The following is a 25,607-nucleotide window of genomic DNA, read 5'->3' on the forward strand; positions in this document are numbered from 1 at the left end:
GGTGTGCAAATCGACAGGATCGGATGAAGGGGCGGATGCGAGGCGGATGAAGAGACAGATGAAGAGACGGATGAGGAGACCGGTGGAGGAACGGCATCCGGCAATTGCGTCCGGCCGTGGGCGGGAGGTGCGGTCGGCAGGGTCGAAGGTGCCGTCGACGGGCACCGGAGCCTTCGCCGGGTTCCCGAAGGCGAAGCGGAACGCTCTGGACCTCATCGCAAACTCTCGTATAGTGACGCCCAGTTGATCGATCCCAACAGCTTTCTGCGCACAATTTTCCCGAGGACGAGACGAGGGCCGTAGCCGCTGCGGCCGCCCGAGGAACCGATTGATGACCGCGTCCGCTGCCCACGGCGACCGACCCGCCCTCCGCTCCCATCTCTCCGTCGCGCTGCCCACCGCGGCCCTGTCCACGCTCGTCGTCTGCTGCTCCGTCGCGGCGGCCCCGCACTCGGTGCGGGGCCCGCTCGGCTGGGGCGCGGGCGCCGCAGCGGTGCTGCTCTGCGCGGCCGTCACGGTCGCCGCGCACGGATTACGCACGGCCCGAGCCGCCCGCACCGCGCTGCGCGCCGCGAACGACGACGCGCAGCGCGCCCTGCACGAAGGCGCGCGTGCGGCCGAGCAGTGGCGCCGGGAGAACCAGCGGCTCGGCGACGCCGCCGGGCACGAACGCGCCCGGCTGCTGGAGGACTTCGCGCGCGAACGGGTCCGGCTCGCCCAGGCCGGCGAGGCCGAGCAGCACCGCCTGGCCGACGAACTGGCAACGGTCTCCGCGCGGTTGGAGCGAGCCGTCGGCGAACGCGCGGCGGCGATCTCCGCGACCGCCAACGCCGCTGCCCGGATGCAGGCGTTGGCCACCGGCACCCTCGCCGACCTGCGGGCGATGGAGGACCGGCACAGCGACGAGGACGTGCTCGCCGATCTGCTCCACCTGGACCACCGCACCGCGCAGGCGGGCCGCCTCGCGGACTCGATCGCCGTGCTCACGGGCGCCCGTTCCGGCCGGCGCTGGGCACGCCCGATCGCCATGGAGTCCATCCTGCGCGGCGCGATGGGCCGGATCAGCGGCTACCAGCGCATCAGGCTGCACTCCGTGAGCGACAGCGCGGTCGCCGGATACGCGGCCGAGGGAGTCATGCACGCCCTGGCCGAACTCCTCGACAACGCGGCCAATTTCTCCCCGCCGAACGCCGAGGTCCACGTCTACGTCGAAGAGGTGCCCGCCGGCGTCATCGTCTCCGTCGAGGACAGCGGACTCGTCATGGGCGACGTCCAACTGCGCCGCGCCGAACAGGCCGTGGCCGGTGACGTGGCCGAACTGGGCGGCCTCACCGGGACCCGGCTGGGCCTCGCCGTCGTCGGCCGGCTCGCCCGCAAACACGGTCTGAAGGTCTCCTTCCGGCCCTCCGCGCGCGGCGGCACCGGTGTCCTGATGCTCATCCCGCAGGACGTCATCACGGCCGCCCCCGTCGAACCCCGCTCCGCCGCGCCCGGCGCGTCCCGGCCGGGCTCCGCCTCCGCGGCGCGGCGTCCCCCCGCCACCTCCGCCCCGGTCACCCTCGATCCCACGACCGAGGTCACCGCCGTACGTCCCACCCCGGCCGCCGTCGCCACCGCCGCGGCCTCCCCGGCGGACGCCGTCGACGCACCTCCCGCGGACGCCGTACCGGAGGAGAGTCCTGACGGCGTGGACGACGAGGCGGAGCAGGGGCTCTCCGGTCTGCCCAAGCGCCGCCGGGGCCGTACCCTCGCCGCCGCCGAACGGGCCCGTTCCACCACCTCGGACCCCGAGCGCCGTGCGGAGTCCGCCGCGGACATCCGGTCCAAGGCCGCCCGCTTCGGCAGCTTCCGCGAGGCCGTACGCGCCGGCACCGAGGACGCCACCGGGCGGCACCCGCTGCCGCCGGCCCCCGACGAGCGGCGGGCCGCCGCGCCCGCGCCGCCCGCCGCGGCATCCGACACCCCGTCCCACTCACACGCGTACCCGGAAGGCGACACCACCTCATGACCGGCACGACCACCGCCGACGAGAAGCTCACCTGGCTCATCGAGGGGCTCCTGGAGCGCACCCCGGGCGCCCGGCACGCGCTCGTGCTCTCCCGCGACGGACTGAAGCTCTGCCACACCCAGGAGCTGACGGTCGATCAGGCCGACCACCTCGCCGCCATCGCCTCCGGCCTCCAGGCGCTCTCCCACGGCGCCTCGGTGGAGTTCGGCGACGGCAGCGGCGGCGTGCGCTCGTCGATGACCGAGTTCTACGGCGGGACCCTCTTCATCGTCGAGGCCGGCGAGGGCGCGCACCTGGCCGTGGTGACCACCGAGGACGCCGACGCGGGACTGATCGGACACAACATGAGCGAGCTCGTGGAACAGCTCGGCGAGCACCTGACGGCCCCGCCGCGCACCGCATGAGCCGCCCCGGCAGGGACGACAGCCCCGACCGCCTCTACACCCTCACCGGAGGGCGCAGCGGGGCCGGATCGGACAGCCCGTTCGATCTGGTCACACTGGTGGTGGCCGAGTGCGAACCGTCCCCCGGCATGCAGTCGGAGCACGCCGCGATCCTGCGGACGACACAGTCGCCCACCGCGGTGGTGGAGGTCGCCGCGGAACTCGGCCTTCCCGTGAGCATCACCAAGATCCTGCTGTCCGACCTGCTGGCGACGGGCCGCGTGAGCGCCCGCCACCCCCGCACGTCGGCCCTTCCCGACCCCGACATCCTGGAGCAGGTGCTCGTTGGACTCCGCAACATCTGACGCCCGCACCCCGCTGGGTGCCACCGCCGACAACGGTCTGAAGATCGTGATCGTGGGCGGTTTCGGCGTCGGCAAGACGACCATGGTCCGCTCGGTGAGCGAGATCCGTCCCCTCAACACCGAGGAGACGATGACCCGGGCCGGCGAGTCGGTGGACGACGTCAGCGAGGTGCGCGGCAAGACCGCCACCACGGTGGCCTTCGACTTCGGCCGCATCACCCTCGACGCGCGCAACGTCCTCTACCTGTTCGGCGCGCCGGGCCAGGAGCGCTTCTGGTTCCTGTGGGACCGGCTGTTCTCCGGCACGCTGGGCGCGGTCGTCCTGGTCGACACCCGCCGCATCGACGACTCCTGGTACGCGATCGACCGCCTCGAACAGCACGGCACGCCGTTCATCGTGGCCTGCAACGACTTCGGGGGCTCCGGCCGGCACTCGCACGCCGCCGTCCGCGAGGCGCTCGACCTCGACCCCGAGGTGCCGCTGATCGACTGCGACGCCCGCTCGCGCGAGTCCAGCAAGGACGTCCTCATCACCCTGGTCCAGCACATCAAGAACAGCTACGCCGGGCAGTCGGCCCGGACCTCCGCGCCCCCACGGGAGTTCGTGTGACCACCGACGCCGTGCCGCTCAGCGGCTCCCGTTTCCAGACCGAACCCGCGCTGCTGTACCGGGAGATGCGACGCGACCACGGCGCCGTCACCCCGGTGCTGCTGGACGGCGGCGTCCCCGCGTGGCTGGTGCTCGGCTACCGCGAGCTGCACCAGGTGACCGGCGACCCGGTCCTCTTCAGCCGCGACTCGGAACTGTGGAGCCAGTGGGACGCCATCCCCGCCGACTGGCCCCTGCTGCCCATGATCGGCCGCAAGCAGCCGTCCATCCTCTACACCGTCGGCGAACGCCACCGCGAACGCGCCGCCATGATCAGCAACGCCCTGGAGGGCACCGATCCGTTCGAACTGCGCCGCCACGCCGAGCGGTTCGCCGACGAACTGATCGACTCCGTCTGCACCGTGGGCGAGGCCGACCTCATCGGCCAGTACGCCATGCTGCTGCCGGTGCGCGTCCTGGCCCGGCTGTACGGCTTCTCCGACGAGGACGGCCCCGGACTGGTCACCGCCCTCAACGACATGATCGACGGGCGGGAGCGGGCCCTGGCCGGCCAGATCCATCTGGCCGGCTCCATGACGGAGCTGGTGGCCGGGCGCCGGGCCGCGCCCGCCCGGGACGTCGTCTCCCGGATGCTGGCGGACGACGGCGGCTTCACCGACGAGGAGATCACCCAGGACCTCATGGTGATGATGGCCGCCGGGCACCAGCCGACCGCCGACTGGATCGGCAACTCGCTGCGTCTGATGCTCACCGACAGCCGCTTCGCCGCCTCGCTCTTCGGCGGCCGCCACAGCGTCGCCGAGGCCATGAACGAGGTGCTCTGGGAGGACACCCCCACCCAGAACGTGGCCGGCCGCTGGGCCTCCCGCGACACCCACCTCGGCGGGCGCCGGATCCGCGCCGGGGACCTGCTGCTGCTCGGCCTCCAGGCGGCCAACTCCGACCCGCAGGTGCGCACCGACGCCTCCGCCCTCACCGGCGGCAACAACGCGCACTTCTCGTTCGGGCACGGCGAGCACCGCTGCCCGTTCCCCGCCCAGGAGGTCGCCGAGGTGATCGCCCGGACGGGCATCGAGGTGGTCCTGGACCGGCTGCCCGACATCGACCTGACGGTTCCGGCCGAGCGCCTGAGCCGTCGTCCCTCGCCGTGGCTGCGCGGGCTGACCGAACTGCCCGTGCGCTTCACACCCACCCCTGCCCTGGGAGGCAACCGACCATGACGTCCGGCACCGAAGCAGCACGGATCGCGCTCGATCCGTTCGTCACCGATCTGGACGGCGAGAGCGCGAAGCTGCGCGCCGCCGGCCCGCTGGTGGCGGTCGAACTCCCGGGCGGGGTTCCCGTGTGGGCCGTCACCCACCATGCCGAGGCGAAGGCGCTCCTGACCGACCCCCGGCTGGTCAAGGACATCAATGTGTGGGGTGCCTGGCAGCGGGGCGAGATCCCGCCGGACTGGCCGCTGATCGGCCTGGCCAACCCGGGGCGCTCCATGCTCACCGTGGACGGCGCCGACCACCGCCGGATGCGCACCCTCGTCGCCCAGGCGCTGACCCCGCGCCGGGTGGAGGAGATGCGCGGCCGGATCGCGCAGCTCACCGAGGAGCTGCTCGACGGGCTGCCCGCGGACGCGGACGTCGTCGACCTCAAGGCGGCCTTCGCCTACCCGCTGCCCATGTACGTCATAGCGGACCTCATGGGCATCGAGGAGGACCGGCTGCCCCGGCTGAAGGAGCTGTTCGAGAAGTTCTTCTCGACCCAGACCGCGCCCGAGGACGTCGTCGCGACCCTCGTCGAACTGGCCGGCATCATGGCCGAGACGGTCGCCGCGAAGCGGGCGGAACCCGGTGACGACCTCACCAGCGCCCTCGTCCTCGCCTCCGAGGACGGCGACCGGCTCACCGACGAGGAGATCGTCTCCACGCTCCAGCTGATGGTCGCGGCCGGGCACGAGACCACCATCTCGCTCATCGTCAACGCGGTCGTCAACCTCTCCGCCCACCCCGAGCAGCGCGACCTGGTGCTGTCCGGCACGGTGGACTGGTCGGCGGTGGTCGAGGAGACGCTGCGCTGGTCGACCCCGACCTCGCACGTCCTGATCCGCTTCGCGACCGAGGACGTGACCGTCGGTGACCGGGTCCTGCCGGCCGGGGACGCGCTCATCGTGTCGTACGGCGCGCTGGGCCGTGACGAGGCCGCGCACGGTCCGACGGCCGGGGAGTTCGACATCACCCGCGAGACGCGTACCCGCCACATCTCCTTCGGGCACGGCCCACACGTGTGCCCGGGGGCCGCGCTGTCCCGGCTGGAGGCGGGGGTGGCACTGCCGGCGCTGTACGCCCGCTTCCCGGGGCTGGAGCTCGCGGTGCCGGCGTCGGCCCTGCGCAACAAGCCGGTGGTGACCCAGAACGACCTGTTCGAACTGCCGGTGCGGCTGACCGTCTGACACCCGGCCGTGGCCTCGCCATGACGGCCACGGCCACAGGGGCGGACCGGACGCGGTCCGGGCGGGCCCGGGCCCCCGGACCCGCCCGCCACCCGCATCCCCGCCGTCCGGCCGGACCGTCCGACATCCGGCCGTGGCCTCGCCATGACGGCCACGGCCGTACGGACGGTCCGTACCCGGTCCGGGCGGGCCCGGGACTCCCGGACCCGCACGCCGGGAGTTCGCCCGAGGGGTCTCAGGCGGCGAAGCCGTCGACCGCCTCGGCGATGTCGTCCCCGGTCAGGGGCTGTTGGATCGCGCTGAGCAGTCGGGCCAGGGCGGGCAGGGCGGTCTCCTGGCCGGCGAGGGCCACGCTCACCTGGTCCCGGTCCGGGACGAGGACCATGACTGCCCGGTAGCCGGGCAGCCGCCCGTTGAGATAGAGCTGGCCCGAGGGGCCCAGGGCCCAGCCCAGCCCGTACGTCACGGGGTCATCGGTCCGGGTGCGCGCACGGCGGATCTCCTCCCGCAGGGCCCGGTCGGCGAGCAGGGCCTCGCCGGCGGTCAGGAGGTCCGAGACCGACGACCACAGGCCACCGCTGGGCCGCCGGGTGCGCGGATAGCGAAGCGACGGGAGCCGGGTCGTGCCGTTCCATCCGGTGACATGCTCCGCCGGGGTCTCGAAACCGGTCCGCGAGAGGCCCCAGGGGCCGAGGACACCCGCTTTGAGCGCGTTCTCGTACGTCGTGCCGCTCAGGGCCGCGAGGATCGCGCCGGCCATGAAGTAGTTGCCGTTGTAGTAGGCCCACCGCTCGCCGGGCTCCCGCTCGCTCCCGGCGCGGACCACGAGCCGGGCGGCCTCCAGCAGGGCGCCGTCACCGTCCCCCAGAGTCTGCACGGTCGCCGCGTCCACCGACGCGCGCAGGCCGGATACCTGCCCCAGGATCTGTTCGACGGTGAGCCTCGCGTCCGCCCGCCAGTCCGGAGCGAGTGCGGGGAGCAGTTCGACGGCGGGTGTGTCCAGCGGGACGCCCTTGTCCCGCAGTAAGCGGACCAGCGCCGCGCAGGTGAAGACCTTCGTCAGCGACGCGATACGGAAACACGATCCCGCCGTCGCCGCGACCGGCCCCCGGCCGGCCGTCGTGCGCGCGCCCGCCACCGACACGCCCGCCACCACGGCCGGGACGTCGCGAAGAGCGGACTGTTCGTCCATCAGATCCTGAAGTTCCATAGCGCGCATGGTAGTTACGGGGCTGCGCATGGACGGACGCGGTGGTCCCGGGGGCACTTCGCGGTGTACAAGCGGAACGTCCGGTCGCGACCGCGACCGGACGTTCCACCGGCCCTGTCCAGGCTCAGGCGGACAGGGTCAGGGGTGTGCCGTCAGGGTGAAGCGCTGTGCGGCGCTGCCGTCGCAGGCGCGCTGGGTGAGTTGCACGCTGTTCGCCGCGCCGCCCGCCGCGGTCAGGCACTTGCCGCTGTGCCGGGCGGTGAAGCGGTAGTGCCCGGGGCTTTCCTCGACCGGCAGCCACTGCTGGTTCTGTCCGCCTCCGTAACTCCACAGTTGCAGCGGTGCGTTGTCGGCGGTGGACACGCCGGTCACGTCGATGACCTGCGCGGGGTTGCCGCGTACGCCGACCTGCCGGTAGCCGCTGTCGGTCGGGCGGAACCGGAACTGCTGTGCCTGCGTGCCGTTGCAGGCGTACTGCTGGATCGCGGTCCCGTTCGCCGTGGCGGCCGAACGGGCGTCCACACAGGTGCCGTTGCCGTCGTTCGTCAGCGAGTACCAGGCGGTGTCGGAGATCGGGTCGCCCGGCGGGGTCGTGCCGTCGGCCCCGCCCAGCCACTTCAGCCCGTCCAGCAGGAACCGGTTCTGGGTCTCGCTCGCGAACGTCGACGAGAGACGGGTGTTCGTGTCGTAGTTCATCGCGTTGTGGCCGAAGTTCGCGTACAGCATCCGGTACTTCGTGTTCGTCCACACGATCGGGTAGTAGCCGCCGTACCAGCTCTGGTTCGGGTCGGTGCCCAGCGGGAAGCTGCTGGGGTCGACGGAGGCCAGGATCTTGATGTCCGGGTTCTGGCGCAGATCGTTGGACCAGCCGTACCACTCGCTGACCGCCGAGGTGAACGTGGCCGGCAGGTTCCTGGTGGCCGGGTGGGTGCGGTCCTCGACCTTCAGCACGGCCGAGGTCGGCCCCCAGGTGTTGGAGCGGAAGTCGCCACTGCCGAGGAACTGGTTGTGATACCAGGGCCAGTCGGCCGCGTCGGTGGTGAAGGCCGAGACATGGAAGCCCAGCCAGCTGCCGCCGCCCCGCATGTACTGTTCGAAGCCGGCCCGTTGGGCGGCCGTCTGCGGCAGGTCGTCGAGGAACAGCACCACTTGGTAGGCGTTGACGCCGCCGTTGCTCAGCAGGTTCCAGTCGGTGCTGGCCGTGTAGGTGAAGCCGTTCGCCGCGGCCTGCCGCGGGAACCAGTCGTTGGCCTCCTTGTCGAAGTCGATGTGCGCCGCGTCCCAGGTGCCGCTGTAGAGCGCCAGCACCTTGAACGGGGTGGCCGCCGTGCCCGCCCGGGCGGCGGGCGGTGCGGCGAGGGTGAGCAGCGCCGCCAGCAGCAGGACGACCCGCAGGGCCGCGCGTGCCGTACCGGAGGTGAAGGTGTTCACGGACTGACCGGTCCTCTCCGCGGGGGTCACGGGTAGCTGACGAGATTGGCGACGTTCGTGGCGGAGTTGGACGGCCCGCCCCGGTCGTTGACGACGTGCCGGATCGTGCCGGTACCGCCCAGGGAGACCGTCACCATGTCCTTGAACCGCACGTTCGCGTTGTTCGGGGCCTCGATGGCGCGCTCGGCGGCGACGGCGGAGTTGACGTTGAAGTAGCAGTAGCTGCCGAATCCGTACACCTGATGGCTCGTCACCGAGTCGGCCACCTTGTAGGCGGCGTAGCCCTGGGTGGAACCGTTCGTCCAGGCGGCCTGGTTGGGCGGGTCGTACGGCATCTCGTTCTGGTAGAAGTACGTGCGGCCGCCGTTGCCGTTCCAGACCGTCTGGTACTTCTGGTAGTGCTCGACGAACAGGCCGTACATCGTCACGTCGTCGCCGTTGACGACCAGGCCGGTGTCGGCGGTGTTGCTGGTCCAGCCCACCCCGCTGCCGTGGTCGGCGCGCCACAGCCACAGGTGGTCGCCGATGACGTCGTCGCTGTTGACGGTCAGGCTGGTTGTCGCCCTGCCGACGCCCGCGCCGCCGATCCGGAAGAACACGTCGTGCAGCGCGCTGGGGTCGGCGCCGTGGTCGGCTGCGGAGCCGCTCGGGCCCATCTCCATGAGCTGCGCGGAGTTGGTGGTCCCGGCGTCGATCAGCAGGCCCGCGAGCTGGACGCCGTCGACGTCGGCGACGGACACCGCGGTGATCCCGTTGTCGGGCACGAGCGTCGCGAGGCCCAGCCCCAGCACGACCGTGTCGGCCCGGTTCACCTTCAGCGTCTGGTCGAGGTGGTAGACCCCCGGTGTCACCAGCAGGTTCTTGCCCTGCGCGAGCGCGTCGTTGATCTGCGCGGCGGTGGCGCCCGGCTTGACGACGAAGAAGTCGGACAGGGGCAGCGAGGTGCCCGCCGGGGTGCCTGCGCTCCAGGTCGTGCCGCTGCTGTCCGTACGCGCCGAGGGTACGAACACCTTCCAGGCGCCGGCCGCGTCGACGTACAGGAAGGGCTTCTCACGGGTGACCGGCGCCTGTGCGACGGTGGTGTACGGAGGGCTGGGGAAGCTGTTCGCGGGCGCGTTCCTGGCGCCGACGAACACCATGTTCCAGTTGGAGCCGGTCCAGCTTCCCCACTCGGTGTTGCGCGACAGCCACTGCTGCTGCGATCCCGAGTCGACCCGCCCGTCGATCTTCGTGTCGGCCATGTAGCCGCCGCTGGACCAACCGCCGTCGTCCAGGGCGAGGTTGCCGCGCAGATGCATCCGCCGGTACGGGGCCGCCTGCGACACCGCCCAGCGGTCCGCGCCGCCCGTCGGGGTCACCGACAGGTTCTCCGCGGACCGCCAGAAGTTCTGGGTGGCGTTGCCCTGGAACCAGTCGGCCTCGGCGTGCACCGAACCGCGGATGTTCACGTCGTCGGGGGAGAGGCCGAGACCCGCGACCTGGGTGTAGAAGCCGACATTGGCGTTGGCGTCATAGGTGCCGGGCTTGAACAGGAAGGCCTTGCGGGCGGTGCCGAACTGGTTGGTCTCCTGTTGCGCGAAGGCCGCGTCGAGGCTGCTCTGGACGGTGGCCGCGGGTGTCGACGGATCGAAGACGGTGACGTTCGGGCCGAGGTCCGGGGTGCCGGGCGGCGGCGTCACGTCGACAGGGGTGACACGGAAGGACTGGGCCGCCGTGCCGTTGCACGTGTACTGCTGGAGCTGCACGCTGTCCGCGGTGGACGCGCTGGGTACGTCGAGGCACTTGCCGCTGTTGCGGTTCACGAAGTGGTAGGCGCCGCCGGCCTCCGCCACGGCCTGCCACTGCTGGTTGGCACCGCCGCCGTACGTCCACAGCTGTACCGGCGCGCTGTCGGCCGTCGAGACACCGGTGACGTCCCAGGCCTTGGTGGCGTCGGTCCGGTTGTCGACGCGGGCGTACCCGCCGGAGGTGGCCGTCACCCGCCACTGCTGGGCCTGGCTGCCGTTGCACGCGTACTGCTGGACCACGGTGCCGTCCGCGGTCCCGGCCGCGCGGGCGTCGACGCACTTGCCGCTGCCCGCGTTGACGACGGTGGCCCAGCCGGTGGGCGGTGCGGCGGCCGCGGCGGACGCCCGGTCCTGCGCGGCGAGCGTCAGACAGGACACCGTCGCCGCCATGACGGCGACCACGGACACCGTCCTCGCCGTCCGGGGACGGCCGGACGGCGGTCTGCTGGATCTGGACACAGGAACTCTCCTGGAATGGTGGGGGGTTGATGGCACGGGGCCCGGGCGGTGCGGGCCCGGGTGGTGCGGAGGGTCAGCCGGTGTACTTCGCGAGGACGCGGGTGTAGTCCCAGTTCTGCTGCCCCACTCCGGAGCAGCTGTCGGCGACGCCGCCGGTGCAGGGACGGTCGCGGTTGACCGACCAGAACGTCAGCCGGGCCAGGTGGTGTTGCTGCGCGTAGCCGAGGATCGCCTGGAAGTCGGCGACGGTCACCGTCTCGTTCTGGTCGGTGATCCCGTTCATGGAGGAGATGCCCATGTCGCGGTACGCCTGGTCGTCGCTGTAGCCGTACGCGTTCCTCAGCGTGGTCTTGAGGCCCTCCGCGGCCCGCTGGGTGAGCGTGCCCATGTTCTGTCCCGCGCCGCCGAAGTCGAACGGCATGATCGTCCAGCTGTCCACGGTCAGCCCGGACGCCGCGGCCCGGTTGATCAGGCTCGTGTCGGGGCCGCTCTGCCCGGTGCCGATGGTGACGTACACCTTGAGGCCCGGGTTGTTCGCCTTGACCGTCTTCAGCGCGTCCACGGTGCGCTGCTGGACCGTCGCGCTGCTGTAGGCGTCGGCCTCGATGTCGATGTCGATCGCCTTGAGGCCGTAGGCGTTGACGACCTTCTGGTACGCGGCCGCCAGCTCCCCGGCGCTGGAACAGGAACTCTCCAGCTTGTTGCCGCTGTAGCCGCCGAACGACGGGATGACGTCACCGCCGCCCGCGCGCACGGTGGTGACCGTCTGCTGGTCGACGCCGCCGGTCAGGGCGCGGCTGCCGTCCCACTGCGGGTTGCAGTAGCCGTTGCTGAGCACGAACGCCAGCGTGAACCACTTCACACCGGTGGCGTTCATGACGGTGGTGGGGCTGGGCGGGTTTCCCCACCCGTTGTACAGGTACGGCGCGACGGCCATGGGGGCGGCGGGTGTCGTGCCGCCGCCTCCGGCCGCGGGTGCGGTCCACTTCTGGTTGGCGCCGCCGGTGCAGGTCCACAGCTGGACCGGGGTGGCGTTCGCGGAGGAGTTGCCCGTGACGTCCGCGCACTTGTCGGCCTGCGGGTTGACGAGGTCGCGGGCCGCGGAGACCGTCCACCTCTGGTTGGCGCCGCCTGTGCAGTCCCACAGTTGGAGCCTGGCCCCGTTCGCGGTCGAATTGCCGGTGACGTCGAGGCACTTGCCGAGTGCCCGGACCGTCCCGTCGGTGCCGACCGTCCACTGCTGGGCGGTGGTGCCGTTGCAGTCGTAGAGCTGTACGGCCGTACCGTTCGCCGGGTTCGCACCGGCCACGTCGAGGCACTTTCCCGCGAGGCCGGTGATCGTGCCGGTGGCCGCGGCGGCCGGGGCCGTCCCGAGGGCGCCGGCCGAGAGGGCGAGCAGAGCGGTGGTGAGGGTGCCGCGTAACGCGCGCGAGCGTGCAGGGAGTCGTCCGGTCATCAGGGAGTCACAGCCTTCCGCTGGATGCTGATGGTGGGGGGTGTTCACGTACATGAATGGTGAGCGCATTCATGGAACCGCGGTGCTCGGGAACCTAAAGGTCTGAACCACAGCCGTCAAGCTGTGAAGCAACTGTGCTTCGAAATTCACCTGTGTCTGCGATGAGTTGAAGGCGCATAGGTGCCGGAAGCCCTGTGAGTGCACGGAGTCGCGGCTGTGGTCGGCCACGGCCCGACGTCGCGTCAGGGGCGGGTGCGCCGACGTGCCGTCCGGTCCGGGTGTGTCATGCTCATACCCTGTGTGGATCTTGGGCTTCGGCTGTGACGGGAATCCGGCGGCGGCCGAGAGCGCCCGTCCGCGCGACAGGAGTGGGACATGGAGCCGGCGCAGCCGTACGCGCAGCGGTGTTCCGAGCTTTTCGCCGTCGGCGGCTTCGCGGCCGTCCGGCGCACGGCGCGGACGGGACTCGACGAGGCGGGGCCGTCCGCGACGCTCTACCGCTGGCTGGGGCAGGCCCATGCCGCGGAGGACGAGGACGACCATGACGCCGAGGCCGAACGCGCCTACCGCAAGGGCCTCGCACTGGCCCCGGACGATCTCGGCCTGCACGTCTGCTACTTCGAGCTGTGCCTGCGCGCCGACGCGTTCGACCACCCGGCCCGGGCCGCACGCGTCGGCTCGCTCAGGGCGCGCATCGACGAGCTGGCCCCGGCCGGGTCGCCTCACCGCGAGCGCGTCGACGACGCCCTGGGCTGGGCCGGCCGGGGGTACTGGGACGACTTCGGCACCGCCGTCGGCCGGAGCGAGATGCGGCAGGCCGAGATGCCCGAGCTCAATGAACAGGTCGTCGAAGCGCTGCGGTCCGGCGCCGCCCGAGAGGGCGCGTCCGAGGCCGGAGGAGAGGACCTGAAGGCGGCGGAACCGGAGGCGGCCCTCGAACTGCTCCAGGGCTGGGCCAACGCACCTCTGCGCCTCCTTCTGACCCACCGCGCGGCCCTGTACGTGGCCACCCCCCTGGCGGCCCTCACGGTGAACCGGGTGCTCGTCGAGACGGGCGTGGTGGCCTACAGCCTCTGGGGGTGGCTGCTGTGGGTCCCGCTGCTCGCCGCCGACGCCAGACTGGGTGCGGCGCGCAGGCTGGCCCGGCGGCGTGTCGTCGCGCGCATCGAGGAGCGCCACGCCCAGGAGGCCGGTGCCGCCCAGGATTGACGGCTCACCGCTCCTGGCCCGGGGGAGGGCCCGCGAGGCCGGGGCCGGAACCGTTGGGCGGTTCGGGGGCGCCGGGCGGCTGTTCGGGGCCGGACGGTGCGGGTCCGTCGGCGGCGGGCGGTGCCCACTCCGCGTCGGTGGTCAGCCGGAAGGCGGTGACGGCGGCCTCCACGGTGGGGAAGAAGTGGCGCGGGTCGATGGTGCGGGTGAGCCCGTACTGTTCGATCTTGCGTCGCACGGGGTCCTTCAGCTCGGCGAACACCAGATGGACGTGCTCGGCGTTGAGTGCCACGTCCAGTTCCTGGAGGACGTCGGCGGCGGTGGTGTCCACGTCGGTCACCGGCTCCGCCGCGATCACGATCCAGCGCGGTCGCGGCTCGGCGCGCGCCATCCGCCGGATCGCGTCGCGGAAGGTCCGGGCGTTGGCGAAGAACAGCGGCGCGTCGAACCGGTAGATCACCAGCCCGGGAAGCCGGCCCGCGTCCGGGTAGGAACGGACGTCGTGGTAGCCCTCCAGCCCCTCCACCCGTCCCAGCACGGTGTTGTACGGCCACCAGGCGCGCCGGAAGACGTTCAGGACGGACAGCGCCACGGCGACGGCGATGCCCGGCAGGACCCCGATCAGCGCCACGCCGAGGAAGGCCGCGACCGACAGCAGGAACTCCGTTCTGCGCTGCCGCCACAGCCGTACCGTCCCCGGCACGTCGGCCAGGGACAGCGAGGCGGTGATGACGACGGCGGCGAGGGCCGGCTGGGGAAGATTGCGGAACATGCCCGGGACCAGCACGAGCATGAGGACGATGAGCGCCGCCCCGACCAGGCCGGTGAGCTGGCTCCTGGCCCCGGCCCGCTCCGCCACCGCCGTACGCGAGCCGCTGGTGCTGACCGGGAAGCCCTGGAAGAGACCGGCCGCCAGATTGGCCGCCCCCACCCCGGCCATCTCCTGGTTGCCCCGGACCTCCTGTCCGGTACGGGCCGCGAACGCCGACGCGTTGGAGATCGTGTCGGCCAGCGACACCAGGGCGATGCCCAGCGCGCCGCCGAACAGCGGCAGCAGGTCGGCGAGTCGGACCTGGGGGATCGTGAACGGGGGGAAACCGGCGGGCAGTTCGCCGACCAGGTCGACGCCGTGTTCGCCGAGGTGGAGGAGCGCGGTGGCGGCGATCGCGAGGACCACCATCACGAGCACCGCGGGGACCTTCGGCGCCAGCCGTTGCAGCACCAGGATCAGCAGGATCCCGCAGATCCCGACCGCGGCGGCGGCCGGCACCACCGCCCCCTCGGCCAGCTTCCGCACCAGACCCACGCACTCCCCGATCAGGGTGTCCGCCTCGACCTTGAACCCGAGCAGTTTGGGCAGTTGGCCGATCAGGATGGTGAGGGCCAGGCCGTTCATGTAGCCGATCATCGTCGGCTTGGAGATCAGGTCGGCGATGAAGCCGAGCTTCGCCACCGACGCCAGGATCATGATCGTCGCCACCATGAGCGCGAGCACCGAGGCGAGCGCGACCGCCCGGTCGGGATCCCCGCCCGCCGCCACCAGCGGCAGCACCGTGGCGGCGATCATCGGCCCCAGCGAGGAGTCGGGGCCGAGGACCAGAATGCGCGAAGGGCCGCACACCGCGTAGCCGATCAGGCAGAGGATCGTCGTGTACAGGCCGGTGATGCTCGGCAGACCCGCCAACTCGGCGTACGCCATGCCCTGCGGCACCAGCAGCGTGGTCAGGACGACGCCCGCGACCAGGTCCTTGACCAGCCACTCGCGCCGGTACGACGACAGGGCACGGATCCCGGGAACGGCCCGCAGCCGGGACGCGACCGTGCGACCGCCGTGCCGGTGGGTCACGGACCGTCCCTCCTCCTCGCCAGGATCCGCCTCGCCGGGATCCGCCTCGCCCGGATCCGCCCCGCGCGGATGTGCTCCGCCAGGATCCGCCTCGCTCGGATGCCCTCCGTCCGGATGCCCTCCGTCCGGGTCCAACCCGTTCGGATCCAATCCGTCCGGACGTGCTCCGTCACGATGCTTTCCGTCAGGATCCATCCTGTCCGGAGGTGCTCCGCCGGGGCGCGTTCCATGAGGATCCGCCTCGTCCGGATCCGGCGCAGCCAGATGCGCCGCAGCCGGATCCTCCCCGTCCGGACCCTGCCCAGCCGGAACCGTCGTAGTCCGAACCGCCGTAGCCGGATCCTTCCCGTCCGGATCCTTCCCGGCCGGACGCGCTCCGTCGGGACCTGCCGCATCCGCGACGCCCGCAGCGGGATCGCTCCTGCCGGTACCGGTTCCGCCCGGCGGCCCCCGCTCACCCGCCGTTCCTCATCCGCCGGCGGGCCACCAGCTTGCCCAGCTCCCACACCACCAGCAGGGCGACGGCGGACAGCAGGGCCCAGCCGAACTGACGGGCGTCGATCGAGGTGGTCCCGAGCAGATGGCGGAAGCCGTCCAACTGCGTCACCAGGACCGAGAGCACCAGTTGGGCCAGGGCCACCCAGTTCATCTGCCTGCTGTCGAACGTGGCAGGCGTCAGCACCGAGTCCGTCTCGCTGCGGCACTCGAACGCGGCCACGATCAGACAGAGCGCGAACGCGGTGAACGCGATCGACTGACCGGTCGCGGCACTGCCGAAGTGGGCCTGGCCCAGCTTGATCAGCCCGAGCAGGACGCAGGTGATCGCCAGCCCGGAGAGCCCCACCGTGAGGAGCACGGACCGGGTGAGCACCGTCTCCCCGCGCGGCCGCGGCCGGCGGCGCATCAGCCCCGGGCTCTCCTGGTCGAAGCCGAGCGCGAAGCCGAAGGAGGCGTTGACGACGAAGTGGATCCACAGCACCTGCGGCGGGGTGAAGGGCTCTCCCGCGGCGATGTTGAAGACGGTGGCGCCGAGGAACGTCAGCACGAACGTGACCAGCAGGAGCAGCACGAACCGGATGTACTTGGTGAGGTTGTCGTAGATCGTCCGGCCCTGTTCCACGGCGTAGACGATGGTGGCGAAGTTGTCGTCGGAGAGGATCATGCGGCTGGCGGTCTTCGCCACGTCCGTGCCGCTGCCCATCGCGATGCCGATGTCGGCGGACTTGATGGCGGGCGCGTCGTTGACGCCGTCCCCGGTCATCGCGACGACGTCGCCCTTCTTCTTCAGCGTGTCGGCGAGCAGCACCTTGTGCTCCGGCGCGACCCGGCCCAGCACACCGATGGCGTCGATCCGGGTCATCCGCTCCGGCTCGCTCATCGCGGCGAAGTCGGCGCCGAGCACGGCCTCGCCGGGGATGCCGATCTGCCGGGCGATCGCCGCCCCGGTGGTGACGTCGTCGCCGGTCACCAACCGGACCCGGATGTGCGCGGCCTGGGCGTCCGCCACCGCGGACTTCGACTCCTCACGAGGAGGGTCCACCATCGCCACGAGGCTGCTCATCCGCAGCTCGGTGACATAACCGAGCAGGTCGCCCTCGGGATCGAAACCGGCCGGGTCGAGGTCCCGGGTGGCCGCGGCCATCACCCGGCGTCCCTCGCCCCCCATCCGCTCGATCTGCGCCTGGGCCCGGCCCAGCAGATCGGCGTCCCACGGCACGGTCTCGCCCGCCGCGAGCGCGGTGTCGACCCGGGCCATGACTGCCGGCGCCGCACCCTTGACGAAGCAGCGGACGACCGGGCGGCCCGCGGGGTCGAGCGCCGAGTGGAAGGTGGCCATCAGCTTGTACTCGGGGTCGAACGGCAGGGTCGCGATGCGGGGGAGTCCCTCCCTGGTGGTGTCCGTGTCCAGCCCGGCCTTGTGGGCCAGGACCAGCAGCGCGCCCTCGGTCGGATCGCCCACCACCTGACCGTCGACCAGCTTCGCGTCACTGGCCAGGACGTACGGCAGGATCGCGTCCTCGATGCCCGCGGAGGACCCCGCCGCATGGTGGACCTTGCCCTCCAGGCCGTATCCCGTACCCGAGACGGTGTACTTGTCGGTGGGACTGAGCACCTCGACGGCCGTCATCTGGTTCATCGTCAGGGTGCCGGTCTTGTCCGAGTTGATCGCCGACGTGAACGCCAGCGTCTCGACCGACGGCAGCTCCTTGACGATCGCGTTGCGTCTGGCCAGGTTGAGGCTTCCGACGGACAGGATCGCCTGGGTCACCGTCGGCAGGGCCTCGGGAATGGCGGCGATGGCCAGGGAGACCGCGCTGACGAACAGGGTGTCCCAGGCCTGGCCCCGGTTGCGTCCCAGGGCGAACATCACGACCATCGTGAGTGCCGCCGCGCCCGTGATCCACAGCGTCAGCGTGTCGAGTTCCTTGGTGAGCGGCGGCACCTCCTTCTCGGTGGCGGACAGCAGCCCGGAGATCTTGCCGAGCTCGGTGTCGGCACCGATCGCGGTCACCACCAGCAGTCCGCTGCCATGGGTGACCGGGGTGTTCATGAACGCCGTGTTGGTCCGGTCGCCCGGCGGCAGCTCGCGCCCGCCCGGCAGCGTCGCGGCGTCCTTCGACGCGGGCAGGCTCTCGCCGGTGAGCGCCGACTCGTCGATCTGGAGCGCGCTGGCCTCGATGATGCGTCCGTCCGCCGGGACCTGGTCACCGGCCGAGATGAGCACGATGTCGCCGACGACGAGCTCCTCCGCGGGGATGTGCGCCTCCGTACCGTCCCTGCGCACCCGGGCCGTGGCCTTCATCATCGACTTCAGCGCGTTCATCGCGCTCTCGGCCTTGCCCTCCTGACGCAGCCCCACGACCGCGTTCAGCAGGGTCAGCGCGAGCAGCAGCACCGCGGTGGTCCACTCCTTGATGAGCAGCGAGACCACCGCCGCGACCACCAGGACGATCTGCATGTAGCTGCGGTACTGCCCGAGGAACCGGCGCCAGGCGGGGACCCTGGCCTCCTCCGGGAGCGCGTTGGGGCCGTGCGCGGTACGCAGTTCGGCGGCCCTCGCCGCGCTGAGCCCGACCGCCGGATCGACACCGAGGGCGCGCACGGCCTCCTCGGGGGAACGCGCGTACCAGTCGTCCTGGGTGTCCTGACCGGCCACTGTCTGTTCGCCCACGGAATCCTCCTGCACCGTCGTCGCCCTGCGTTGACCTGCGCGGCCGGTACCACCCGGCCCTGTCGGCGGCCTAACGGCGCTTCTTCCCGGCCGGCGCCCCGGCGTCGGACGCCTGCGCGTTCTTCGCGGGACGCTGTGCCGCGTACGGGTCGGCGGGAACGCCCGGGGGCGCCTCCTCCACCAGCTCCCGCCTGGTGGCGAGCAGTTCCTTGCGCGCCTCCTCCGTCACCACCGGGTAGTGCGGGTCGATGTCCATCAGGGTGTGCGCGAGGATCGCCGCCGTGCAGATCCGCGCGAACCACTTCCGGTCCGCCGGCACCACGTACCAGGGCGCCCACTTCGTACTCGTGGCCGACAGCATCTGGGAGAACGCGTACTGGTAGTCGTCCCAGAACCGCCGCTCCCTGACGTCGGCGGCGGAGAACTTCCAGTTCTTCTCCGGCAGGTCGAGGCGCTTGAGGAAGCGGGTGCGCTGCTCCTCCTTCGACAGGTTCAGGAAGACCTTCACCACCTTGAACCCGTTGTCCGTGAGGTAGCGCTCCCAGTTGTTGATCTCCTGGTAGCGGCGCTGCCACACGTCCGGCTCGTCCGCGCTGCCGGGCAGCTTCTGCCGGAGGAGGAGCTCGGGGTGCACCCGTACGACGAGCACCTCCTCGTAGTGCGACCGGTTGAAGATGGCGATCTCGCCGCGCTCGGGGAGCCGCTGCGCGTAGCGCCACAGATAGTCGTGGTCGAGCTCCTCGGCGGAGGGCACCTTGAAGCTGCTCACCCGCACGCCCTGCGGATTGACGCCGCTCATCACATGACGGATCGTCCCGTCCTTGCCCCCGGCGTCGAGCGCCTGGAGGCACAGCAGTACGCCGTACGTGTCCTGGGCGGCCAGCCGTTCCTGGTACTCGGCCAGCAGGGACACCCCGGCCCGCAGCATCTCGGCCCCGTCCCGCTTCTTCACTCCGGCCTTGTAACGGGGGTCGAAGTCCCGGCCCAGCCGGACCTTCGACCCCGGCTTCACCCGGAGCGGCGCGATGAACTCGGCGATGCGTTCGGCTCTCTCGTCCGCCATCACGGATCAGCTCCCGATGCCATGTCCGACGACCTCCGGACCGCGCGGACCCGCCTCGCGCCATGGCCGGCGAGCGGGTGCTCCCGCTCATTCTCGGGTCGACCCGACAAGATCGCCCGCTGGAGTCGGCCGGGGAGACCCACGACATGCATCGCCCCCGAACACCGGTGCGGTGTTCAGGGGCGACGCCCTCTCCTGTGGCCCGGAACCCGGTCGCGGACGCGACCGTCCCCTCAGGAGGGGTCAGGACCGGCGGTGGCTCTGGGCTTCCGCCTCGGCGTTGGCGATGGCCTCGGCCTCCGCCTCGGCCAGCTCGATGGCGACACCGAACGCGTGGGTGATGTGGCTCGCGGCCGACATCACACGTGCGGTGCCCACGACGGGGGCGATCGCGATGAGGACGTCCTGGAGTTCCTCGACCGTCAGCGCGGCCTTGACCGCCGGATTCATGTGCGCCAGGTAGGAGATCGCGGGTGCGTCCATGGCCACGAGGGCGGCGATACGGGTGAGGATCAGCGTCCTCTCGTCCATGTTGCAGCGCTCGATGGAGTCGATGGTCATGGCGGCGAGCGTGTCGAGGACCGGAGCGTCGGACGCGGTGGCCATAGGGGACCGCCTTTCGGTGCCGGGGATGTCAGACGCACTGCCCGCCGGCCCGCGGGAACACCTGCGGGTCGGCGGGTGGCTCTCTCAGCGTAGGTGTCGTCCCGGTGTCGCGCCCGCTGAGCCGAACGGGCGAACCACGGCAGCCGGTACGCCCTGGTCACAACCGTCGGGACGAGCGGGAGGCATCCGGCCGCACGGCCCGACGAATCCGTGCGGCCGGATGCCGAGTGCAGTTCCAGGGGGCACCATGGTCGCTGACCGGAGGACGCACCTCCGCCGGCCCGGCCCGATCGCCCGGAGCGGAGAGGCAGTCGCCCAAACGGAGGCACGACATGACCACACAGGTGTATCTCGCCTACGACTACCCGCTGCTGAGCCTCTTCTGGACCATGCTGTGGCTGGGGCTCTGGATCCTGTGGCTGTTCCTGCTCTTCAGGATCATCTTCGACATCTTCCGCGACGACGACATGGGCGGCTGGGGCAAGGCCGGCTGGCTGGTCTTCGTCATCCTGCTGCCGTTCCTGGGCGTCTTCGTCTACCTCATCGCCCGCGGCAAGGGCATGGGCCGCCGCGAACTGGCACAGGCGCGTGAACAGCAGAAGCAGTTCGACTCCTACATCACGCAGACGGCCGCCGGTGCCCGGCCCGACAGCGCCGACGAGCTGGCCAAGCTGTCGGACCTGAAGGCGCGCGGCGCGATCACGGACGAGGAGTTCCGGCGGGCGAAGGAACTGGTCCTGACCGACAGCGCCCCGCAGGGCCGTGCCGCCGCGACCGCCACGACCGAACCCGGCGGGGTGTCGCGGCCCTGACCCGCACACCTGACGGGCGGCCCTGACCCGCAGCCGCTCGCGCTCCGAGTCCTCGGCACCGGTCGACCCGGTGCCGAGGACCGTCTCGTGGGTGCCGAGGAGCGTCTCGGCGGCGCCCGGCGCCCGGCGCCCGGCGCGCGTCGGCCGGTCACGCCCGGTTCACCTGGACTTTCCCAACCGGCCCCGAGCAGGCTATAGTCGATCTAGAGCGAGACGCGGAAACGCGAGACACGCTCCACGCGTTGGTGGTCCAAGGAAAGACGCCCCGCTTCCTGCGGGGAAATGCAGGTGCAAGGCCTGCCCGGCGCTCGATGCAGACCCCGTCCCGGATGATCCGGGACGGGGTCTTCCGCGTTCCGGCTTCCGGTCGACCGGGCTTTCCGGAATTGTCCGATCCGGTGCGTCCCGTGGACGGATATCCGCCCCGCCCGGCAAACGGGTCACGTCGCCTTCAGGTCTGACGCAATGATCCGTACCGCTGAAATGGGTCGAAACTTCAAAGGCCGTCAACCCGCCGCTTTTTATCGGCCACGGGTCACGGTGCAATCCGGCCAGTTATGTCTCACAGGATTGTGTGCATGCGCTTTGAGGTGTCACCGTCATGCGCGGAATCGCAGGCCGATCATGACATTCGACGACCGTGACCGCGTGACTACATGCGGCAATCGTTGGCTCACAAGGGCGCCAACGCGGACAAATATTGCAACCTCTCGGCGCCCGCCGAATTCCGTGCCCATGGCAGGCGTTTGCCGGGGCGCGAGTCCGGCCGGTAATCCGCAGATCCGCTGAAGGAGACATTTCGCAGTCATGAGAAACGTACTTGACGCTCCTGCCGACAGATCGCACGCCCAGGACCGCGGCAGCAAGAGCGCGAGACCGGGCTGGCGCGCCCGCGTCGGTGTTCTCGCGGCGACCACGGCGATGGTCTCGACGGCCGCCCTGATCGGTGCCGTTCCGGCGATGGCGGCGCCCGCGCCGATCAAGCTGACCTCCTCGTCCTGCCCCAGCGTGATCCAGCAGGGCCAGAACAGCGGCTGCGTCACGGAACTCCAGAACCTGCTCAACGCGCACGGTGCCGGCCTGACGGTGGACGGCGACTTCGGCCCGGCCACCCTGCACGCGGTCCGTGAATACCAGGCCGCCACCGCGATCGCGGTGGACGGACTGGTGGGCCCGCAGACCAAGTCGAAGCTGTACGCGACCGGAGGATCGGCGCCCGCGCCGATCAATCTGCTGTCCTCCTCCTGCCCGGCGAACATCGTCCAGGGCAACAAGAGCGGCTGCGTCACCGAACTCCAGCGGCTGCTCCGCCACTACGGCTACTCGGTCGACGTGGACGGTGATTTCGGCCCGGCCACGGAAAGCGCGGTCCGCAGTTTCCAGTCCTCGCACGGTCTGTCGGTCGACGGCCAGGTCGGCCCGAACACCAAGGCCGAGCTCTACAACACCGACGAATCGCCCGCGACCGGAATCGACCTGCGGTCGGCGTCCTGCCCGGCGAACATCACGGAGGGGCAGAGCGGCGGCTGTGTCGCCACCCTTCAGGCCCTGCTCAACGGCAAGGGCCAGCACCTGGACGTGGACGGCGAGTTCGGTCCGCTGACCCTGGCGGCCGTGAAGTCCTTCCAGTCCGCGAGCGGCCTGTCCGCCGACGGCGAGGTCGGCCCGAACACCAAGGCCGCCCTGTACTCCAACATCGGCGGTGGCGGCGGCAGCGGCGCACCGGCGCCGATCAACCTGAACTCCTCCTCGTGCCCGTCGAACATCGTCAAGGGCCAGAAGAGCGGCTGCGTCACCGAGTTGCAGAGCCTGCTCAACCACCACGGCGCCGACCTGGCCGTGGACGGCGACTTCGGACCGATGACCGAAGCCGCGGTGCGCGACTTCCAGTCCGAGAAGGGCCTGTCGGTCGACGGCCAGGTAGGGCCGAACACCAAGGCGGCGCTGTACGGCGCGGTCACCCCGCCGACCACGCCCCCGCCCGGCGGTGGCTACAGCAAGATCTACGACGTCGCCGCCGCCGAGGTCGGCACGGTGGAGGGCAGCGCCCGGGCGAACAGCTACGGCGCGGCCGTGGGCCTGTCCCTGTCCACCAACAACTACGCCTGGTGCGCGACCTTCGTGAGCTGGGTGGCCCAGCAGACCGGGGCCACCTCCTACCGCAACAGCTACGTCTCGGGCTGGGTCAAGCAGGCGCGGGCCGGCAACTACCACCTGTCGGTGACGAACAGCCCGCAGCCCGGCGACATCGTGGCCTACGACTGGAACGGCGGCAGCGACTTCACCGGCGGCCACGAGCACATCGGCATCGTGCGCTCGTGGAGCGGCGGCTCCAGCTTCACCGCGGTCGAGGGCAACACCGGCAACCCCAACGGCGGCAAGGACGGCGTCTACGTCAAGAACCGCTCCACCGCGAGCGGCTACGACGTGGTCTTCATCCGCGTCCGCTGACCGGCCCCACCGGGCTGTTTCGCCGACGTGATCCGTCCGGCCGTCACGGCTGGACGGATCACCGTCGTCCCACGTCCGCGGCCCTCGCCCGCGCGGCGCCTGCGTACCCTGTCCCCGTGTCAGCCTCTCGTCTGCGTCGCGTCGCCGTCCTCGTCCTGGAGGGCGCCAAGCCGCTCGACGTCGGCATTCCCGCGCAGGTCTTCTCCACGCGGGCGAGCATGCCGTACGAGGTGCGGCTGTGCGGCGCGGCACCCGGTCTGGTGACCGGCGGCGACGGACTTTCGTACCATGTCGCGCACGGCCTCGACACGCTCGCCTGGGCCGACATCGTCTTCATCCCCGGCTACCGACACCCCGACCGCGACGACCCGCCGGGGGCCGTCGTCGACGCGCTGATCGCCGCCCACCGCCGCGGGGCGAGGCTGGCCGCCATCTCGACCGGCGCCTTCGCGCTCGCCGCGACGGGCCTGCTGGACGGCAGGCGGGCCACCACGCACTGGCACTACACGCGGGCCCTGATGGCCAGGCACCCGCGGGTCCAGGTCGACGAGAACGTCCTCTTCGTCGACGAGGGCAGCGTCCTGACGTCGGCGGGCGCCGCCTCCGGCATCGACCTGTGTCTGCACGTCCTGCGCGACGACCTCGGGGTGGCCGCGTCGAACCACGCGGCCCGGCGCCTGGTCGCGGCCCCCTACCGCAGCGGCGGCCAGGCGCAGTACGTGCCGCGCAGCGTGCCCGAGCCGCACGGCGAGCGGTTCGCCGACACCCGCGCCTGGGCGCTGCACCGGCTCCACGAGCCCCTCACCCTGGAGATCCTGGCGCGGCAGGCGGCGGTCTCGCCGCGCACGTTCTCGCGGCGCTTCGTGGAGGAGACCGGCTACACGCCGATGCAGTGGGTCATGCGGGCCCGTATCGACATGGCCCGCGAACTGCTCGAACGTTCGCAGCGCGGGGTCGAGCAGATCGCCGCCGAGGTCGGCCTGGGCACCGGGGCGAACCTCCGGCTGCACTTCCATCGCATCCTCGGCACCACACCGACCGAGTACCGCCGCACCTTCGCCCAGGGCGAATAACCCCGCGACCTGCCGCGATGCACCACCGCCACCCCATGACGCGAGCCATGGGGGATCATGGCGCGATCCTTTTGAACCGTGGCGATCCCGCCACTGTCCGCCGCCACGACGGCACGCGACGCTGGTGGTGAACCGAAGGGACATCACTCATGACTCGCATCGCCATCAACGGATTCGGCCGCATCGGACGCAATGTGCTGCGCGCACTGCTCGAGCGCGACAGCGCCCTTGAGATCGTCGCCGTCAACGACCTCACGGAGCCCGACACCCTTGCGCGACTGCTCGCCTACGACTCGACGGCCGGCCGGCTGGGCCGCCCGGTCACCGTCGAGGGGGACGTCCTCGTCGTCGACGGCCGACGCATCAAGGTGCTCGCCGAGCGCGAGCCCGCGCAGCTTCCGTGGGCCGAACTCGAGGTGGACATCGTCCTCGAGGCGACCGGTCGCTTCACCTCGGCCAAGGACGCCCGTGCCCACCTCGACGCGGGCGCGAAGAAGGTGCTCGTCAGCGCCCCGTCGGACGGCGCCGACGTCACCCTGGCGTACGGGGTCAACTCCGGCGCGTACGACCCGGCCGTCCACACGATCGTCTCGAACGCCTCCTGCACGACGAACGCGCTCGCGCCGCTGGCCGCGGTGCTCGACGACCTCGCCGGGATCGAGCACGGCTTCATGACGACGGTGCACGCCTACACGCAGGAGCAGAACCTCCAGGACGGCCCGCACCGCGACGCCCGCCGCGCCCGGGCGGCCGGCGTCAACATCGTGCCGACCACGACGGGAGCGGCCAAGGCGATCGGCCTCGTGCTGCCCAACCTGGACGGCAAGCTGTCGGGCGACTCGATCCGTGTGCCGATCCCGGTCGGCTCGATCGTCGAGCTGAACACGACCGTCGCGCGTGACGTCACCCGTGACGACGTGCTGGCGGCGTACCGCACCGCCGCCGAGGGACCGCTCGCCGGCGTCCTGGAGTACTCGGACTTCCCGCTCGTGTCCTCCGACATCGTCGGCAACCCGGCCTCCTCCATCTTCGACTCGGCCCTCACCCGGGTCGAGGGCCGCCACGTGAAGGTGGTCGCCTGGTACGACAACGAGTGGGGCTTCTCGAACCGCGTCATCGACACGCTCGAACTCCTCGCCGCCGGCTGACCGGTCGGCACCAGGGCGCGGGCACGCTATACTCGATCTTGAGCGCACCACGAGATCATCTCGAGATCACCGTGA

At 71.2% G+C, this 25,607-nt stretch carries 19 protein-coding genes; 11 read left to right on the forward strand and 8 right to left on the reverse strand.

Going from position 1 to position 25,607, the window contains the following annotated elements; all coding sequences use genetic code 11:
• The first annotated feature begins 331 nt into the window (after positions 1-331).
• The 6 genes from ACWC24_RS12715 to ACWC24_RS12740 are packed head-to-tail and all read left to right on the forward strand — an operon-like array spanning position 332 to position 5,809.
• Positions 332-2,008, forward strand: coding sequence for an ATP-binding protein (locus ACWC24_RS12715; RefSeq protein ID WP_450662802.1), 1,677 nt, complete (start codon positions 332-334; stop codon positions 2,006-2,008).
• Positions 2,005-2,412 (forward strand): roadblock/LC7 domain-containing protein, encoded by a 408-nt coding sequence (locus ACWC24_RS12720; RefSeq protein ID WP_450662803.1) that lies wholly within the window; start codon positions 2,005-2,007, stop codon positions 2,410-2,412. The genes ACWC24_RS12715 and ACWC24_RS12720 overlap by 4 nt, the downstream gene beginning before the upstream one ends.
• Positions 2,409-2,756: a DUF742 domain-containing protein gene (locus tag ACWC24_RS12725; RefSeq protein ID WP_450662804.1), complete on the forward strand. Its 348-nt coding sequence runs from the start codon at positions 2,409-2,411 to the stop codon at positions 2,754-2,756. The genes ACWC24_RS12720 and ACWC24_RS12725 overlap by 4 nt, the downstream gene beginning before the upstream one ends.
• Positions 2,737-3,366 carry a GTP-binding protein gene (locus ACWC24_RS12730; RefSeq protein ID WP_450662805.1) on the forward strand — a complete coding sequence of 210 codons (630 nt, stop codon included), beginning with the start codon at positions 2,737-2,739 and terminating at the stop codon, positions 3,364-3,366. The genes ACWC24_RS12725 and ACWC24_RS12730 overlap by 20 nt, the downstream gene beginning before the upstream one ends.
• Positions 3,363-4,586, forward strand: a complete 1,224-nt coding sequence (locus ACWC24_RS12735; RefSeq protein ID WP_450662806.1) for a cytochrome P450 — start codon at positions 3,363-3,365, stop codon at positions 4,584-4,586. The genes ACWC24_RS12730 and ACWC24_RS12735 overlap by 4 nt, the downstream gene beginning before the upstream one ends.
• Complete coding sequence (locus tag ACWC24_RS12740; protein ID WP_450662807.1) at positions 4,583-5,809, forward strand: cytochrome P450 family protein; 1,227 nt, start codon at positions 4,583-4,585, stop codon at positions 5,807-5,809. The genes ACWC24_RS12735 and ACWC24_RS12740 overlap by 4 nt, the downstream gene beginning before the upstream one ends.
• 235 nt (positions 5,810-6,044) lie before the next feature.
• On the opposite strand, the gene ACWC24_RS12745 is transcribed toward ACWC24_RS12740, so the two are convergent.
• The 4 genes from ACWC24_RS12745 to ACWC24_RS12760 all read right to left on the reverse strand — a co-directional run bounded on the left by ACWC24_RS12745 (position 6,045) and on the right by ACWC24_RS12760 (position 12,152).
• Positions 6,045-7,019: a serine hydrolase domain-containing protein gene (locus ACWC24_RS12745; RefSeq protein WP_450662808.1), complete on the reverse strand. Its 975-nt coding sequence runs from the start codon at positions 7,017-7,019 to the stop codon at positions 6,045-6,047.
• Positions 7,020-7,157: 138 nt separating this feature from the next.
• A complete protein-coding gene (locus ACWC24_RS12750) occupies positions 7,158-8,450 on the reverse strand; it encodes a ThuA domain-containing protein (protein WP_450662809.1) in 1,293 nt (430 codons plus the stop codon).
• 26 nt (positions 8,451-8,476) lie between these two features.
• A complete protein-coding gene (locus ACWC24_RS12755) occupies positions 8,477-10,627 on the reverse strand; it encodes an RICIN domain-containing protein (protein ID WP_450662945.1) in 2,151 nt (716 codons plus the stop codon).
• 142 nt (positions 10,628-10,769) lie between these two features.
• Complete coding sequence (locus tag ACWC24_RS12760) at positions 10,770-12,152, reverse strand: ricin-type beta-trefoil lectin domain protein (RefSeq protein ID WP_450662810.1); 1,383 nt, start codon at positions 12,150-12,152, stop codon at positions 10,770-10,772.
• Positions 12,153-12,527: 375 nt separating this feature from the next.
• Between ACWC24_RS12760 and ACWC24_RS12765 the strand changes: the two genes are divergently transcribed.
• Complete coding sequence (locus ACWC24_RS12765) at positions 12,528-13,361, forward strand: hypothetical protein (protein ID WP_450662811.1); 834 nt, start codon at positions 12,528-12,530, stop codon at positions 13,359-13,361.
• Between the two features lie 4 nt (positions 13,362-13,365).
• Here the strand turns inward: ACWC24_RS12765 and ACWC24_RS12770 are convergent, their stop codons facing one another.
• The 4 genes from ACWC24_RS12770 to ACWC24_RS12785 form a co-directional block, all read right to left on the reverse strand.
• Entirely contained in the window at positions 13,366-15,207 is a 1,842-nt protein-coding gene (locus ACWC24_RS12770; RefSeq protein WP_450662812.1) for a SulP family inorganic anion transporter, read from the reverse strand.
• Between the two features lie 454 nt (positions 15,208-15,661).
• Entirely contained in the window at positions 15,662-18,379 is a 2,718-nt protein-coding gene (locus ACWC24_RS12775; protein ID WP_450662813.1) for a cation-translocating P-type ATPase, read from the reverse strand.
• A 70-nt stretch (positions 18,380-18,449) separates the two neighbouring features.
• Positions 18,450-19,442, reverse strand: coding sequence for a polyphosphate kinase 2 family protein (locus ACWC24_RS12780; protein ID WP_450662814.1), 993 nt, complete (start codon positions 19,440-19,442; stop codon positions 18,450-18,452).
• Between the two features lie 243 nt (positions 19,443-19,685).
• Positions 19,686-20,048, reverse strand: a complete 363-nt coding sequence (locus ACWC24_RS12785) for a carboxymuconolactone decarboxylase family protein (protein WP_450662815.1) — start codon at positions 20,046-20,048, stop codon at positions 19,686-19,688.
• Positions 20,049-20,380: 332 nt separating this feature from the next.
• Between ACWC24_RS12785 and ACWC24_RS12790 the strand changes: the two genes are divergently transcribed.
• From ACWC24_RS12790 to gap, 4 genes are all read left to right on the forward strand, one after another.
• On the forward strand, positions 20,381-20,860 hold the full coding sequence (locus ACWC24_RS12790) for an SHOCT domain-containing protein (RefSeq protein WP_450662816.1): 480 nt from the start codon (positions 20,381-20,383) through the stop codon (positions 20,858-20,860).
• A gap of 807 nt (positions 20,861-21,667) precedes the next feature.
• Complete coding sequence (locus tag ACWC24_RS12795; RefSeq protein WP_450662817.1) at positions 21,668-23,311, forward strand: peptidoglycan-binding protein; 1,644 nt, start codon at positions 21,668-21,670, stop codon at positions 23,309-23,311.
• A gap of 116 nt (positions 23,312-23,427) precedes the next feature.
• A complete protein-coding gene (locus ACWC24_RS12800; protein ID WP_450662818.1) occupies positions 23,428-24,384 on the forward strand; it encodes a GlxA family transcriptional regulator in 957 nt (318 codons plus the stop codon).
• A gap of 149 nt (positions 24,385-24,533) precedes the next feature.
• The gene (gap, locus tag ACWC24_RS12805; RefSeq protein ID WP_450662819.1) at positions 24,534-25,532 is read left to right on the forward strand and encodes a type I glyceraldehyde-3-phosphate dehydrogenase; all 999 of its coding nucleotides are present in this window, start codon (positions 24,534-24,536) and stop codon (positions 25,530-25,532) included.
• Positions 25,533-25,607 lie beyond the last annotated feature (75 nt).

It is taken from the genome of Streptomyces sp. NPDC001443, from assembly GCF_053597355.1.